Here is a 15,373-nt window from a genome sequence, read left to right as displayed (position 1 = left end):
GTTTACGAGGATGGCCGAGTCCAAGCAGGGCTACTACCTCTCCGACAAGCGAATCGACGGCTCCCTACAGTCACTGATCTTCCACGAATCCTCAGCAGAACACATTCTCTGCTACGAATCGCAGGTGATCCCGGGCCTGCTGCAGACGCCCGGCTACGCGCGGGCACGCAACATCGCCCTGCTCCCCGAAGCCACTGAAGAGCGGACGGCGGCCGCCGTCCGCACCCGCATGGAACGGCGACAGATTCTGTTGTTGCCGGATCCCGCGCAATTCACCTTTTTCATCCACGAACAGGCCTTGAGGATCCAGGTTGGAACCGGCCAGATCATGCATGAGCAGCTGTTGCATCTGGTGCTAACAGCCACTCTGAAGAATGTCACCGTTCGGATCGTTCCGAATGCCGCCGGCGCGTTCGGCGACGCGTTCCGTGTCATGGAGTTCCAGGAGCATCGCTCGATCGTCTACCTCGACAGTCTTTGGATCGGCGGCCTGATCCTCGACGACCCCCACCACGTGGAGAGCTACTCCAAACTTGTGTCAGTACTCGATGCCGTCGCGTTGGATGAGGGACAATCTCTGGAGTTCGCGGCCAGAATCGCCGACGCGTACGACCGAGGGAGCCAAGGGCATGTCACAGATGTCGTGGCGCAAGAGCAGCTACAGCAACAGCGAGGGGACGGATTGCGTGGAGGTGGCGTGGCGGAAGAGCAGCCACAGCCACGGCGAGGGAACGGACTGCGTGGAGGTGGCCTGGTCGAGCCACCAACCCCCATCTACGAGTGACGGGGTCCTGGTCCGCGACTCCAAGAACCCCGCCGGCCCGACTCTCCGCCTCCCCACCCCCGCCTGGCGCCGGCTGCTCGCTCACTAGACGTCGCGCTGCTGCTCCGCGAGGAACCGCTCCAACTCCGCACCCAGCTCCTCCGCGGTGGGAACCTGCTCGTCCTCACCGATGAGCAGGTTCTCGTTGGCCTCGGTGAAGGAGTCGTACTGCCGCTCCAGCGCCGCGACGATCTCCGCCACCTCCGCCGACTCGGCGACCTGCCGGGCGATCTCGGCGTCGGTGCGCTTGGCCGCCTCGTACAGCTCGGCGCCCTTGATCACCAGGCCCGTCGAGTTGGTCAGGGCTTCCAGCAACTTCGCCGCCGCGGCCGGGTAGGCGCCCTGCGCCAGGTAGTGCGGCACGTAGGCGACGAACCCCATGGCGTCGTGCCCGGCCTCGCCGAGCCGCAGCTCCAGCAGCGCCGACAGGTTCCCGGGCACCTGGATCCGGTTGAACGGCGACTTCTCCGTGACCAGCTCCGGCCGGGTGGCGTGCGAGATCACCCCGAGCTTGCGGGTGTGCGGCACCCCCATGGGAATCCCGTGGAAGCTCACCGTGAGCCGCACGCCCCAGCGCTCCACCAGCGACCGCACCGCCGCCGCGACCGCCTCCCATCGGCGGTCCGGCTCGGGGCCGGTCATCAGCAGGAACGGGGTGCCGATGGCGTCGTGCAGCAGGTGCACCACCAGCTCGGGAGCCTCGACGGACTCCCAGCGGTCGGCGGCGTAGACCATCGCGGGCCGGCGCGCGCGGTAGTCGAGCAGGTCGTCGACGTCGAACCGCGCCACCACTCGGTGCTCGTGCGTCTCCAGCAGGTGGTCGACGAGCGCCGAACCGGCGGCACCGGCGTCCATGAAGCCGGTGAAGTGCTGTAACAGCACCGTGCCGCTCAGGTCCGGGACATCGGAGTCGACCTCGAACAGCTCCTCCGGGTCCTGTGCCACCTCGTGCCTCCCAAGTGCTGACAAGTCTTTCACGTTGAGAACGCGGGACGGCCCCCGGTGATTCCCGTCCGCACCTTCTCCGGGTCGGTACTGCCACGCCAGGCGACGACGTGGTCCGGTCGCAGGAGCGCGCGTTCGCCCGGGGCGAGGAAGTCCACGCCCTCGAGCACGGCCCAACCCGGCCCGGCGAGGTCGAGCGTAGAACGCCCGTCGGTGAGCCGGCGATGCGGCACGCGGACACCCACCCGACCGGCCGGTGCGAACTCCGTCACGGGCTCGACCGAGCCGTCCGGCACCAGTGCGCCCTCGGTGTACTGGAAACCCTGCGTGGCCAGCACGAACGGGTGCGCCAGCGTCGGGTCCACCTCGGTGAGGCTGAAGTTCGCCGTCCGCCGCGCCGACTGGTCGGCGACGAACCAGCCCGCGGGCCGGCGCTCGGCGTCGTAGCTGTCGAGCAGCCGCTCACCCGCCTCGCCGCGCAGGACGGCGGCGAGCTTCCACGCGAGGTTGTGCACGTCGGCGATGCCGGTGTTGGCGCCGCTGGCCGCGAACGGCGGCATCACGTGCGCGGCGTCCCCGGCCAGGTGCACGCGGCCGGCGGAGTAGCGGTCGGCCACCAGCATCTCCGCCTGCCAGGGCAGCACGCTGAGGACCTCCAGGTCGGGCGCGGGCACCCCGAGCGCCTGCCGGACGACCGCGGGCCAGTCCTGGTCCATGTCCGCGCCCGAGGTCATGAACACCCAGCGCAGCCGCCCGTCGACGGACGCGAGAGCGCCGGTGTCGAGCTGGCAGAGGTTGAACTCCCTGCCCCGCACGACGTCCGCGAGGTCGGCGTGGAAGTACACGTTCACGCTCTGCCCGCCGAGGGCGCCGCGACCCGACCGCGTGATGCCGAGCGCCTCCCGGATCCCGCTGCGTGCCCCGTCGGCGGCGACCAGGTAACGGGCGCGGAGCTCCTGCCCCGGGAGCTGTGCGACCACCTCGTCCGCGGTCTGCTCGAAACCGAGGAGTTCGGTCCCGAAACGGACGTCCGCCCCGGCGTCCACGGCGGCCTGACGCAGGACCGGTTCGAGCACGTCCTGGGCGATGAGGCACGGCGGTTCGGGGCTGATCTCGATCTGCTCGCCGCCGGGGAGCCACGAGAGGGGGAGCTGCTCGGCGTCGGCGAGGGTGTGCCCCTTGGCCATGTGGTCGTGTCCGGCCAGGTCACGGGCGGCGTCGGCGACCGTTGGCGCGAGGCCCAGCTCGCGGAAGATCTCCATGGTCCGCACGTGGAAGCGGCGGGCCTTCGGTTGTGGGGACGTGGTCGTCCGCCGCTCGACCACGGTCACGGCGAGCCCGTGGTGGCGCAGCAGGAGGGCGGCGGAGAGCCCCACGAGTCCGCCGCCGACGACCAGAACGTCTTGTGTACGTTGTCCACTCATGATGTACGTTGTACACGAGCTGGTAGCCTGTGTCCACGATGAACAACGGACTGGTGTGGTTCGACGAGCCGTCGCCGCCACGGGCGACCGAGCCGCTGAGCCGCGAGCGCATCGTCGCCGCCGCGATGGACCTGGCGGACGAGGAGCCGAGCGGCGAGATCACCATGCGCACGCTCGCGACGCGGCTGGGCGTGCGCAGCCCGATGGCGCTGTACCGGTACGTCGGCAGCAAGGACGGCCTCGCGGACCTGATGGCCGACCAGGTCTACGGCCAGCTGACGGTCGCCAGGGGCGAGGGCTGGCGCCCGGCGCTGCGGTCGCTGGGCACGTCCGGCTGGGCCGCGGTGCGGCGCCACCCGTGGTTCGCGCGCCTGGCGTTCAGCCGCCCGCCACTGGGCCCGAACGCCCTCGCGGCCTACGACGCCGCGCTGGCCGAGCTGGACCCCCTGGACCTCCCCGCCGCGACCCGCATGGGTTTTGTGAACACCGTGCTGGGCCACGTCTTCGGCTCGGGCCTGGCACTCCTGGAGGAACGCACGATGCGCGCGGGCGCAGGCATCACCAGCGACGAGGACCTGGCCGCGTCGGCCGCCCCGTACCTGGAGCGGATCACGACGTCGGGCCGGTACCCGCACTTCAGCCGCTGGGCCACGGACGCGAGTCGCTTCGACCCGCAGCCCCAGACCTTCGAGGCCATCCTGGACTGGCTCCTGGACGGCCTGGCGACACTGCTGGCCCGCTGACCTTCCGCGGTGTCGGCCGGGCGGTGGGTCCTGGTGGCGCTGGCCAGCAAGCCTGACCGCGTCCCTGGCGGCGACGACCGCCTCGGCCACGATCCTGGGTGGCGCCGCGCTGACCCTCGGTCTGACCGCGGTGAGCGCGGTAGCAGAACCCTCTCAGGGATCCCCCTGATCTTTGCCTGGTATGCCTTGCGGTTGAGCCAAAGGCCGCAGATCCCGCGTAACTTCGGTGTCAACCACGAGGAGGGGTTGACCACAGTGACCGAATCCGATGTTCCACAGGCAGCACCGCGCGTCCAGTTCCCGGGGATCAGCCCGAGGGCGTACGAACACCCGGCCGACAAGGGCGCCATGGCAACGCTACGCGCGGTCCCGGGCGTGGGCGATGTCCTCAAGACACTGAACTCCCTGTTCAACGAACGCGCCGAACGCCTGATGGCGGTGGCGTCGCACATCCGCGTCGGCCCGTCGCAGTACCCCGTGCTCGACCGCCTGCGCAACGAGTCCGCGGAGATCCTGGACCTGCCGAAGGTGCCGAAGCTGTACGTGGCCCGCGACCCGCGCGCCATCGCCCAGACCAGGGGCATCGACGAGCCGTTCGTGGTGCTGTCCACCGGTTTGGTGGAGGCCCTCGACGAGGAGGCCCTGCGTTTCGTCATCGGCCACGAGCTGGGGCATGTGCTGTCCGGCCATGCCGTCCTGCTGACCCTGCTGGACCGGTTGCTGCGGCTCCAGGGTTCGGTGTCGTGGGTGCCGCTGGGCGCCATTGGTCTGCGCGCGGTGATCGCGGCGCTGTACGAGTGGCAGCGCAAGACCGAGCTTTCCTGTGACCGCGCGGGCCTACTGGCAAGCCAGAACCCGGCGGCCGCCCTGCGCACCCACCTGTACCTGGCCGGCGGAACAGACACGTCGCAGATCGACATCCCGTCCTTCCTGGAGCAGGCCAAGGAGTACGAGGAAGTCGACGACATCCGCGACAGCGTGATCAAGCTCCTGGCGGTGGAACATCAACCCCACCCGTTCGCGGTGGTCCGCGCCTCGCAGCTACAACGCTGGGCCGCCTCGGAGGAATACCGCACCATCCTGGCGGGCAACTACCTCCGCCGCGACGGCCAGGAGGAGGGAAGCCCACTCTCCGAGGACATCGGCGGCGCCGCGAAGTCCTACAAGGACGCGTGGACCAACTCGACCGACCCGCTGATCAAGGTCTTCACCGACGTGGGCAGCGCCGTAACCGGCGCAGTGGACAAGGTCTTCAGCGGCTTCCGCCGCTCAGACCGCCAGGAACCGACGGACGATACCAACCGCGCCTGACAAGCCGTGCGGTTGCGTGTCCGGTGTCGCGGTGGCCAAGTATCGGTGTATACGAGTTACGCCGGCACTTGGCCATCTACGGCGCTGAGATCACTGCTTCACCGCTAATCCAGTGACGGGAGGACCGGAACGGGAGTGTACTACTCGCTGTGGCCTTCTTGAAGAGTCGAGCTTATCTCCACTAATATTTCATCATTCGACACGCCGACTTGCACACCGTCACAACCGTAAGTGAAATCTTTCTTGAGTGGCGAAAATATTATTCCTATCCGATCTGAATTACGCCAGCACTTCATGTCCGCGGTCACGTATTCAAGGTGACTGTTGGTGCCCCGCTTGCTGTTCTCTCCTCGACTGTCGCCGCGCCACAGCGCTAGGTCGAACACGGGCACCAGGGCTTCCAACGGGTCAGTCGAACTGTCATCGCTTCTAGCATCGACACTTGGTGGGGCCTCAATCACGATCATCTGTACGAGGACCCCCGACATCGCGTCCACCTTCATCTCGATCTCTCCACCCTGATCACCAGATACACGTAGGTACAGTGGACGTCCCGGCGGTCGAGGCAACCACGTCACCTTGAGTGGAATCCACGGGTCGTTCTCTACGGCGACACCGCCGCAGGGTGAGGATCCCGTCAGTTTGATCATGTTGTCCTCCGGGCTCTCAGCCTGTGGGTAGTGCGTGGAACAGTACCGGCAGCTGGCCTGGCCCCCGAGGCGCGCCGAACTTGAGTTCCCAGCCACCGACAGTGATCATCGTATCGTACGTGATGCCTCCAGAAAGCGCTTCGGTAACAGCCGCCTGCAGGCTTGACAGTTGAGCCTGGGTCGCCAAATCTATCTGCGTCCTGGTAGCACCTCGTGACGCCATTCCAGACAAATATTCAGCTATATGTTCGGTAGCGTTACCGTGCACCCACACTCGAGCGTCTCCGGCGGAAAGCTCGAAGGATTTGGGGAGTTGGGACCCCGGATAGTTGGGTTGAGTAGCCTTGATGTCATCCCACACAGTTCTCGAAACAGACGCTCCGGCCCTCGCCTCCAGGTTGCGGAGTCTGTTCATACCCCTAGAACCGGCGACAACGGTGGCGACTTCGGCGAGGCCTCGACCGATGGCCTCCCCGTAGTTGCCCTGGTTCCAGTCGTCTTTGATGGGCTGGGTGATACCGTCCCACATAGCTCCAAGGACAGCCAGAGGGTCGTCAACGAACGCTGTCGCGAAGAGCGTGAGTGCCACGATGTTTTCCCCGCAGGCGTCTGACCACGGGGCCAGGCACTCGACGAAGGCCCAGCCCAGGTTGGCGATGCCGACGACCGACTCGACCGCCACCTCGACGACGCCCTTGATGAAGCCGCCTACCTGTTCGGCCGCCCAGACGACGGCGTTGCCGGCGTCGCACAGCCATTCCCACACCACGCAGCCGGAGTCTTCGGTGCCGCCAGGCCCACCACCGGCTACCTCGCTCGGTGCGGAGGTTGTCGACTGCACGTTCTCCAGTACGCCGTCCTCGTCGGTGAGGTCGTCCTGGAGTTGCTGGTAGCTGTGGTTGACGTCATCTACCGGGTCGCGGTAGTCATTCGCCTGTTGGGATGGGACGTCCGGGGCCGATGACACCGGCGGGGCGGTTGAGCCGCCGTACAGCGGGGCGTTCATCGCCTTCGGGATGGGTAGTGGGTTGTTCCGGGCGGCATCAGCGGCTGCCGCGCGGGCGGCTGCTGTTGCCGAGGCAGGAGTCCCGCCGCCTCCTCCGCGGCTACCCGATCCACCGCCGCCTGACGGACGCCCGTTCAGGCCCAGCCCGCTGCCGATGCCCCCGCCGCTGGTGCCGCGAGGACCGTTCGACTTCTTGAGGCCGCAGCCGAAGCTGCAAGGCTGGATCAGCTTGTGCTTGTTGTGCAGTTGGCCGTGCCCGCCGCCGGCCACCGCGTCGGCAGCAATACTGATGCCGATCACGATTCCTATCACGCAGATCGGGCAGTTGCCGCTCGGATCGGAGTAGTTGGTGGGTGAGCCGAGGCCGTAGCTGTAACGGTTAGCGGCGCCCGACGGCGATGTTGGCAGCGAGACGTCGTCGCGGTTCGTGAAACCGCCCGAGTTCGGGTTGTACCAGCGGGCGGTCATGTTGACCTGGTCCGTGGTGGGGTCGGTGTAGTCGCCCTGGTAGCCGATCGTGCGGTCGGTGCCGGACTTCACGGTGCCGAACGGGTCGTAGGCCGTGCTGTTGGACAGCGTTGTGCCGCTGGTGGGCAGGCTTGCCACGACGTCGCCGTGTTGGTCGGACAGAGCCAGACCTTGGGTGGCGCCCGTGCGGGTGGACAGGAGTTCGTCGGACGGGCCTCTGCCGAAGGTCGTGGTGCCGTCGGTCGTGAGTTCGTTGCTGGCGCCCGTGTACGTGAAGCGGGAGCCGTTGCGGGTGGCTACCCGGTCCAGTGCGTCGTAGGTGTAGGTGGCGGCGCCCTGGGAGGTCAGGCGGTCGAAGCCGTCGAAGGTGACCGGGGAGCCGGACTTCGATGCCAGGGTGCCTCGGGGGGTGTAGGTGTAGGTATCGGTGCCGTCGGAGGTCAGGCGGTTGCGTTCGTCGTACGTGGACGTCTTGCCGGCGGCCGAGGTTCGGTTGCCTGCCTTGTCCCAGCCGTAGGTGGTCGTTGTTGCGGTGCCGCCGGTTGGCTGGTTGGTCCAGCTGGTCAGGCGGTCGGCCTGGTCGTAGCCGTAGGTGTTCTGCCCTGCACCGGTGAAGCCCGTTGTGTTCTTGGTCGTCAGGCGGTCGTTCAGGTCGTAGTCGTATGCGATCGAGGCGGTGGTGCCCAGCTTGTCCAGCTTGAGCCGGCCCAGGTCGTCGTAGGTGAACTCACGGAGGCGACCAGCGCCGTAGTCCACACTGGACAGCTCACCCGCGTCGTTGTACGCCACGGTTTGGGTGACGCCCGTGACGCCGTCTCGCATCGTGGTCAGGCGGTCGTTCGTGTAGCCGTACGTGGCGGTGCCGGACGCGTCCGTGCGGGTGGTGAGGTTGCCGTCGGCGTCGTAGCCCAGGTTCGTGTCGCCGGACGGGCCGCCGGTGGACAGCAGGGCGCCGCGGTCGTTGTAGGTGAAGCGGTTCTCGCCTGCCGGGGTGGCGGCGAGCGTGACGCGGCCCAGCGGATCGTGGTCGAACGTCTTGGCGGGAGAGTTCGTGGCCGTCGCGTTCGTGAGGTTGTCGAGTTCGTCGTACGTGTAGGTGCGTTCTATGCCGCCGGGCAACGTGGTGTGCGTCGGGTTCGCGTCGGCGTCGTACGTCGTCGTCCAGGTGCGGTCGGCGGCGTTCGGGTGCGCCGTGGTGGCCGGCTCGATGACCGACTCCGGGAGGCCCCACTCGTTGACCGCGTACCGCGTCGTGTTGTTGCGGCCGTCGGTGTAGCGGGTCTGGTTGCCGGCGGCGTCGTACCCGAACGACGTGGTGATCGAGTCAGTCGGCGAGACCGGCTCCACCTGCTGGGTCAGACGGCCCAGGGCGTCGGACGTGTACGTCGTGACGGCGCCCAGCGGATTGGTGACCGTGGCGAGGTTGCCGGCCCTGTCGTAGGTCAGCTTGGTCTTCCGCAGCGGGGTGCCGTTCGGGGCCAGGTCCAGTACGCGGGTCGGGCGGCCGGCGAGGTCGTACTGCGTTCGTTGCGCGCGGCCCAACTCGTCAGCGGTCAATGCCTGACGGCCGGAGCGGTCGTAGCCCAGCCGAGTGTCCACACCGGACGGATCGGCGATCGACGTGGGTTGGTCCAGGCTGTCGTAGCCGTAGGTGGTCGTCGCGCCGGACGGGGCCTTCGCCGTGAGCAGGTTGCTGGCGTCGTCGTAGGTGTACTCGCTGGTGTAGGTGCCGGCGGTGGGGTAGCGCTCCAGTTGGCTGAACGTCGCCAGGCGGCCCAGGTCGTCGTAGGTGCGTTCGGTTCGGGCGCCGGTCGGGTCGGTCGCCGACAGGAGCTCGCCGGTTCTCGTGTACGTGTACTGCCACGTGCCGCCGGGCTCACCGGGGTTGTCGGGGTGCGGATCGGCTTGTGATACCAGCCGGCCCAGTTGGTCGTAGGTGTAGCTCGTCACCGCACCGCGAGGGCTCGTCGACGTCAGCATCCGGCCCAGGCCGTCGTAGGTGAACGTCGCCTGCGCGGTGATCGGGTTGCCGCCGGGCGGGGTGTACTCGGGGGACGTGGTCGAGACCAGGCGGCCGATCCGGTCGTAGCCGGACCGCCAGGTGTTGCCGTTCTCGTCGGTGACATGGGTGGTGTCGCCGTAGGTGTCGTAGCCGGTCAGCGTGACCGGGCGCGTGGTGCCGACCGACTCGACCTCGACCGGGGGAGCGGTCGTCGCCACCGACCGGCCCAGTTCGTCGTAGCGGTAGTTCCACGTCGCGCCCGCCGGGTCGGTGCTGGACGTCACCAGGCCGCGCTGGTCGTGGCCGTAGGCGGTGGTCAGGTCCTCCGATCCGGTGTGGACGGTCTCACTGGTCTGCAGACCCGTTGCGTCGTAACCGAAGTCGACCACCTCGGCGGCGGTCAGGTCGTCGAACTCGCCCGTGTTGGACTCGCGGCCGGTCATCCCGACCTGGGTCACGTTGCCGTTGAGGTCGTACGCCCACGTGGTGCGGCGCGCCAGGCCGGTCGGGTCGGCGGTCATGGCGCTGCGGCGGCCGACGGCGTCGGTCTCGTAGGTGGTGACGCGGTTGCCGGCGGTGGTCTGCCTGGTGAGGTTGCCGGCGGCGTCGTACTCGTTGCGCGCCAGCACCAGGTCCCGGGGTTCGGCGATGGTCTGGTTCAACAGGCCGTCGTCGTAGTAGGTGTACCTGGTGGTGCGGCCCATGGCATCGGTGCTGCTCGCCAGCTCGCCGTTCAACGCGTACGCGTACGACGCGAGGACCAGGTAGTCCTTCGGCCCCGGCTCGGCGCCGTCGGGGTCACCGTGCCAGCCGCGCACCCGGACCTCGGCGAGCTTGTTGCGGGTGGTGTAGGCGTACTCGTAGTTGACGCCGGTCGCGTCGACCATCCTCGTGGTGTTGCCGAACGCGTCGTAGGCGAAGCTGGTCTCGTCGCCCTCGGCGTCGGTGAGGCGGACGACGCGGTTGTGGTCGTCGTAGAGCAGCGTCGCGGTCCTGGTCTGGTCGCCGCCGGTCAGGTCGACGGCCTCGGCCTCGGTCGGGTTGCCGTCGGCGTCGTAGGTGGTGGTGATCTGCGAGCGGTGTGTCTTGCCGCTGATCTCGTTCCGCACCGAAGGTCCTGTTTGGACAGTCGGGCGGGACAGCTTGTCGTAGGCGACGGTGGTGGTGACGCCGGCCGGGAAGCTGTCGGAGATCTGGGTGCTGGTGACGCGGCGGCCGAGCACGTCGTAGGTGAAGCGGGTGATCAGGCCGGTGGGCGTGCGGATCTCGGCGAGGTCACCGTTGCTGAAGTAGGCGTACGCGGTGACCGCGTTGCGTGGGTTCGTGGTGGTGAGCACGAGGCCGGCCGGCGTGTTGCCACCGCCGTAGGCCGGTGTGCTGTCGGTGGTGTAGGTGTGGCGGACGACCGCGCCGTCCGGTGTGGTCTGTGTCTCCAGGTCACCGCGGGTCGTGTAGGTGTAGGAGGTTCGGTAGGTGTTGTCGGTCGCGGCGCTGGACCGGGCGTCCCGGCTGGCGATCACCTTGTCCAGCCGGGGATCGGTGAGGTTCGTGCCGACCGGCGTGTACTCGAAGTAGGCGGTCTGGCAGGAACCGCTGGTGCGACAGGTCTTCCGCGCGGTCACGTTGCCGCGAGCGTCCTGGGTGAGGGTGACGGACTTGCCCAGCTCGTCGGTGATGGTGCTCTGGAAGCCGTTGTCGTCGTAGGTGAACGTGCGGGCGCCCTGCAGTGCCACGGGCGGGAAGGAGCCCTGCCCACCGCCGATCGGGATGTCGCAGAACGGGTCCTGGTCCGGGGGTGGGCACTGGAACGGCGGCGGGGTCGGGACGGACTCGTCGGGTGGTGGCTGGTCCTCGGGACGGGTCTCTGAAACCGGTGCCAGGTAACGGACGATGCGACCGCGGACGGGATCGTAGTCGTAGTAGTGCGCGCGACCGCCGGGGTCGGTGACGCCGACGGTGCGGATGATGTTCGTCGAGCTGCCGGTCACCACCGGAGCGGACAGGGCCCAGGTGCCGCCGTTGCGGTCGGTGTAGGTCGAGAGCCGGTCTCGGCCGGTGTCGTAGCGCAGCTCGGCCGCCGTCCTGCCGCTCGGCAGCACCGTCTTCGTCATCGACACCGCGGCCGTCCTGGCCTGGTAGTGCGCCTTGACGGCGGGGAGGCCGAGCGGGTGCTGGTAGACGGCGACCTCGTCGATGTCGCCGGCGAACGAGCGCTGGTTGCCGGTGCCCCAGGCCGGCAGGTCCGCCGGGTTGATGGCGTAGGCGTAGCCGACGAAGCTGTGGTTGAAGGCGCTGTGGTCGATCGTGCCCGTCTTCGTCTGGACGCTTTGCCCGTCCAGGAACAGGGTCTGCGAGTTGAGCGTGCTGGACAGGACGACGTGGTGCCACTGATTGTTGTTAACGGTGCTCGGCGACACGATCTGGTTGACCGAGCCCGTCCAGAACTGGGCGTGCAGCTTGCCATCGGTACCGACGTAGAGGAACGGGACCGCCGCGGTCGGGGTGGTGCCCGTGGGTTGGTTCTGCGCGCTGAGCAGCGGCCCGCCGCTGCCTGTGCGGAACCACAGCTCCACGGTGAGCTCGCGGCTCTTGCGGACCGTGCCGGTCGGCAGGGTCAGCGCGGAGGTGGTGCCGTTGAACGTGGCGGCGGTGTCCGAGGCCACCACACCCGCGGTGCCGAGCGTGACGTTCTTGTAGGCGCCCTTGTCCTTGCCCAGGTTGACGCCGATCTGGCTCTGCGCCTCGGTTCCCGACGGCTCGCCGAGCCGCCAGTACGAGTCGGGGTGCGCGTCGACGACCGTGCTGCGGTAGTGCGAACCGGCGGTGTACTCGTACCTGGTACAACCCCCGTCGGGATCGCAGATCTGCTTGAGCTGGTCGCCGTCGTAGGTGTAGGTCCAGGTCAGCGCGGCGCCGTTGACCGGGTCGGTGCTGACCGTGTGGATATGGCCACCGGACCAGGTGACGGTCAGCTTCCGGTTGCTGGTGCGGTTGGTGACCGTGGCGAGGCGTTGGCCGCTGTCGTAGGTGAACGCGAGTGACCGGCCGGCGTTGTCGTAGATCTCCGACAGGCGACCGTCCTGCCCGAACACGTACAGGGTCGCGGACTTGTCGGTCAGTGTCCACCCGCCGCCCTCGGCCGCGGTCCGCGGCACGAGGGTCGCGTAGCGGCCCGGCGGGGACATCAGCCGGCCGCCCGTCGGTTGACCGCTCGCGTTCAGGTTGGCGCCGAACCGGGCCTGCTGCCCGTCGGGGTAGGTGACCACGACGTTGCCGGAACCGTCGTCGTCCGGCGTGACCCGCATGTCGTACTGGCTGGCCCACCCCGCGCCGAACGCCGCGTCGGTGCGCGGATCGAGACTGTTGTAGGTGCGGACGACCGACAGCTTCGGCCCGATCGTGGACACCGTGGCGTCGACCGCGCTGGCCGTGTAGTTGCCGACCTGCGGGTCGAACTCGCCGGACCGGCCACCGTAGGGCGCGTTGCCGAGGTGGGCGGTGATCTCCGGTTGCGGCACCGCGGTCAGCAGTGCGCTGAACGGCGTGGGCTGGTTCTCCGAGGAACCGTCGGACGCGTACACACGCCAGTAGTAGGTCCTGCTCCACTGCAGGCGTCCCAACGGGACTGACCACAATGGACTCGCCTGTCTGCCGGAGTCGAAGCAGTTGGCCTTGTTCTCGTCGCAGACCTCGAAGCGGTACTGCGGCGCGGTGCCGGGTGGCGCGTCGATGTCCACCGCCCTGGCCCACAGCGTCGGGGTCAGCGACGGCGCGGAGTACCCGTTGGGCGGGTACAGCTCCTGGACCACCGGCGGGACGTCGATGACCGTGAGCACGAGTACCGCGGGCGGGATCTGCTCGTCGGTGAACACCGGTCCGCCGCGGCGCATCATCGTGAACTCGAGCCGATAGTCCCGTGGCTCCAACGGTTTGATGAACGCGTCGAGCGTCACCGTGCCACCGCGGGCCACGTCGTTCGGCAGCGACGCGGCCTCGCTCCAGCCGAGGTAGGCGCCGTTGCGGTCGAAGATTCGGTACGCCAGCGCGTAACCGGAGGCGGTCCACGCGTCCACGCTCCGGTTGGTGACCTTGATCGTCACCTTGCCGCCCTGGTTCCTGGTCACCGGCGGGTTCGGCACCGGGTTCACGAACTCGTACTCGGCGTCGAACGGCGTGTGCGTCACCGCGAGCCGCGGCGGGTTCGCCGTGCCGGCCTGCGCGAACTTCTTCCAGCCGAAGACGTCGGTCTCCGACGCCCGCACGGTGAGGCCGTAGTTGGCCTGCTGCCCGTTCGCCCAGCGCTGCACCAGGTCCCGGCCCGCATCGCCCAGCGGGATGGCCTCGGTCGCCGTCGGACACGGCGAGGACGTCTGCCCGTGCGGGATGTAGCCGTGCGCGAAGCTCTGGGCGGTGAGCGCGGCGGGGTCGTAGCTGGGACCCGGGTAGTTGTACGAGGAGCCCGACGCCCAGTCCTGGGTGACCGCGTGGACGGTGAGCGGCCGCGCCTGGCACGACCACGAGTGGAAGTTCGTGAGCGACAGCTGCGCGCCGAAGATCTTGTGGTTGCGCAGGCTGTCGATGCCGGCGAACCTGACGTAGCTCGCGGCCGTGAAGCTGCCAGCGCCGTCGCTGGCGTGCCCGACCCGCAGCTCGTCGTTCGCGGTGATGCTCGTGCCGGTGTTGTCGTTGCGTTGGACGTACATGCTCTGCGCGGCGGGCCGCACGTCGACCGACGGGTCGACGGTCACCGGGTACACCCGTCGCGGGTCGCGCAGCCACGCCTCGTCCAGCGTCATCCGCAGACCGCCGTCGACCAGCTCATAGGTGACGCCGTAGGACGTCGTGTACTGGCCGGAGTGCTCGTCGTACGCCGAGTCGACCATGAACCCACGCGGGATCCGCGCTCGCTCCACGCCCTTGGCGTCGAGGAAGACGACCGTACCGTCTACTAGGGACGGCCGTAGACCGTTGACGTTGAGCGGGAACAGCCATGACGCCGGCGCGTCCGGTGAGTCGAGGCGGATGGTTTCCTTGAGGCCACGGGAAGTGACGTCGAGCCGCAGGTCCGCGCCCGGTCGCACGTCCGGGTAGGTGATCGTGCTGCCGTCCACCGTGCCTTCGACCCGGTTCGCACCGTCCACAGTGAACTCGACGCGCTGGTCGCTGATGTCCAGCCGTGCCAACGGTCCCGCGCCCACCTCGTTCGCCGTCCAGATCCGGACGGCGTCGGCCGCGTTGCGCCAGCCCTTCCCGTCGGGCACGAGCCGGGTGTCGATGGGCTCCCAGGAACCGTCCGGACCGCGGAAGTTGAGCGGGTCACGACTGAACTCGGTGGTCTCGGTGCCGTCCGCGTTCGCGAAGGTGCGCTGCGACTCCCGCCGCTGCGCGGGCACCTCCCGACTGAACGACGCGTCAAAGCCCCGTACCACCCGCGCCGGCGACTCGCCCACCCGCGCCACGTTCCGCGCCGCCGACGCCTTCTGCTTCGGCACGGGCGGATACTTCGACTGCAGCGACCGCGGATCGGCCGTGTTCCCACGCCCACCCGCGTCGTGCGACCGGCCCGCCGCGTCGCCCCACTCCTGCGCGGGACCGTGTCCCGGCGCCGCCACGTCCCGGCTCGTGCTCGGCGTGTCCGGCCCCAGCGCGCCCGCGACCAGGGCGAGCACGAGCAGAACGGCGAGACCACGCCCGGCTACCGAGGTTTTCCGCGCATCCGACAACGATCGCACCCTGCCCCTCCAGAACGGATAACGGCGTAAAGAACTACGCCAACCGCAGCAATGGGTGACCCTCCCCACGAGGTTCGCCAAACAACACGAATACAGCCTGAAGGAATCCCTGACAACACCGAACCGCCATCCGGCGCAGTGGGAAAATGTTACGCCCTCGGGTAGTGACGTATATCACTCACGCGCTTGATTGACGCCCGATATGCGCCCGTTCGACACTGGTCGACGGTCCGCACGGGGGCGGACGAGAGCTCGAGGTAGGACTCGAG

Annotated in this window: 8 protein-coding genes; 4 read left to right on the top strand and 4 right to left on the bottom strand. The window is 68.4% G+C overall.

The genetic code is table 11. From position 1 onward, the window contains the following. Positions 1–784: DUF5753 domain-containing protein (locus ACJ73U_RS37545; RefSeq protein WP_407782520.1), on the top strand; the 784-nt coding region annotated here is incomplete at its 5' end. Continuing rightward, positions 741–872, top strand: a complete 132-nt coding sequence (locus tag ACJ73U_RS37540) for a DUF397 domain-containing protein (protein WP_407782519.1) — start codon at positions 741–743, stop codon at positions 870–872. The genes ACJ73U_RS37545 and ACJ73U_RS37540, both read left to right, overlap by 44 nt. On the opposite strand, the gene ACJ73U_RS37535 is transcribed toward ACJ73U_RS37540, so the two are convergent. Together ACJ73U_RS37535 and ACJ73U_RS37530 are read right to left on the bottom strand one after the other, a co-directional pair. Further along, positions 869–1,768 carry a proteasome assembly chaperone family protein gene (locus tag ACJ73U_RS37535; protein WP_407782518.1) on the bottom strand — a complete coding sequence of 300 codons (900 nt, stop codon included), beginning with the start codon at positions 1,766–1,768 and terminating at the stop codon, positions 869–871. The genes ACJ73U_RS37540 and ACJ73U_RS37535 overlap by 4 nt on opposite strands. A 29-nt stretch (positions 1,769–1,797) precedes the next feature. Beyond that, positions 1,798–3,192: an FAD-dependent oxidoreductase gene (locus ACJ73U_RS37530; RefSeq protein WP_407782517.1), complete on the bottom strand. Its 1,395-nt coding sequence runs from the start codon at positions 3,190–3,192 to the stop codon at positions 1,798–1,800. Between the two features lie 38 nt (positions 3,193–3,230). Here ACJ73U_RS37530 and ACJ73U_RS37525 point away from each other — a divergent pair, with 38 nt between their 5' ends. Both ACJ73U_RS37525 and ACJ73U_RS37520 read left to right on the top strand, forming a co-directional pair. Beyond that, positions 3,231–3,935: a TetR/AcrR family transcriptional regulator gene (locus tag ACJ73U_RS37525; RefSeq protein WP_407782516.1), complete on the top strand. Its 705-nt coding sequence runs from the start codon at positions 3,231–3,233 to the stop codon at positions 3,933–3,935. A 255-nt stretch (positions 3,936–4,190) separates the two neighbouring features. Beyond that, entirely contained in the window at positions 4,191–5,246 is a 1,056-nt protein-coding gene (locus tag ACJ73U_RS37520; RefSeq protein ID WP_407782523.1) for a M48 family metallopeptidase, read from the top strand. Positions 5,247–5,386: 140 nt separating this feature from the next. Here the strand turns inward: ACJ73U_RS37520 and ACJ73U_RS37515 are convergent, their stop codons facing one another. Together ACJ73U_RS37515 and ACJ73U_RS37510 are read right to left on the bottom strand one after the other, a co-directional pair. Beyond that, complete coding sequence (locus ACJ73U_RS37515; RefSeq protein WP_407782515.1) at positions 5,387–5,896, bottom strand: hypothetical protein; 510 nt, start codon at positions 5,894–5,896, stop codon at positions 5,387–5,389. A 16-nt stretch (positions 5,897–5,912) separates the two neighbouring features. After that, positions 5,913–15,095, bottom strand: a complete 9,183-nt coding sequence (locus ACJ73U_RS37510) for a LamG-like jellyroll fold domain-containing protein (RefSeq protein ID WP_407782514.1) — start codon at positions 15,093–15,095, stop codon at positions 5,913–5,915. Positions 15,096–15,373 lie beyond the last annotated feature (278 nt).

Source organism: Actinophytocola sp. (genome assembly GCF_045807065.1).
GTDB lineage: Bacteria > Actinomycetota > Actinomycetes > Mycobacteriales > Pseudonocardiaceae > Actinophytocola.
Note: the sequence above shows the minus strand (reverse complement) of the source record. Positions and strands in the feature narration are given on the sequence as shown.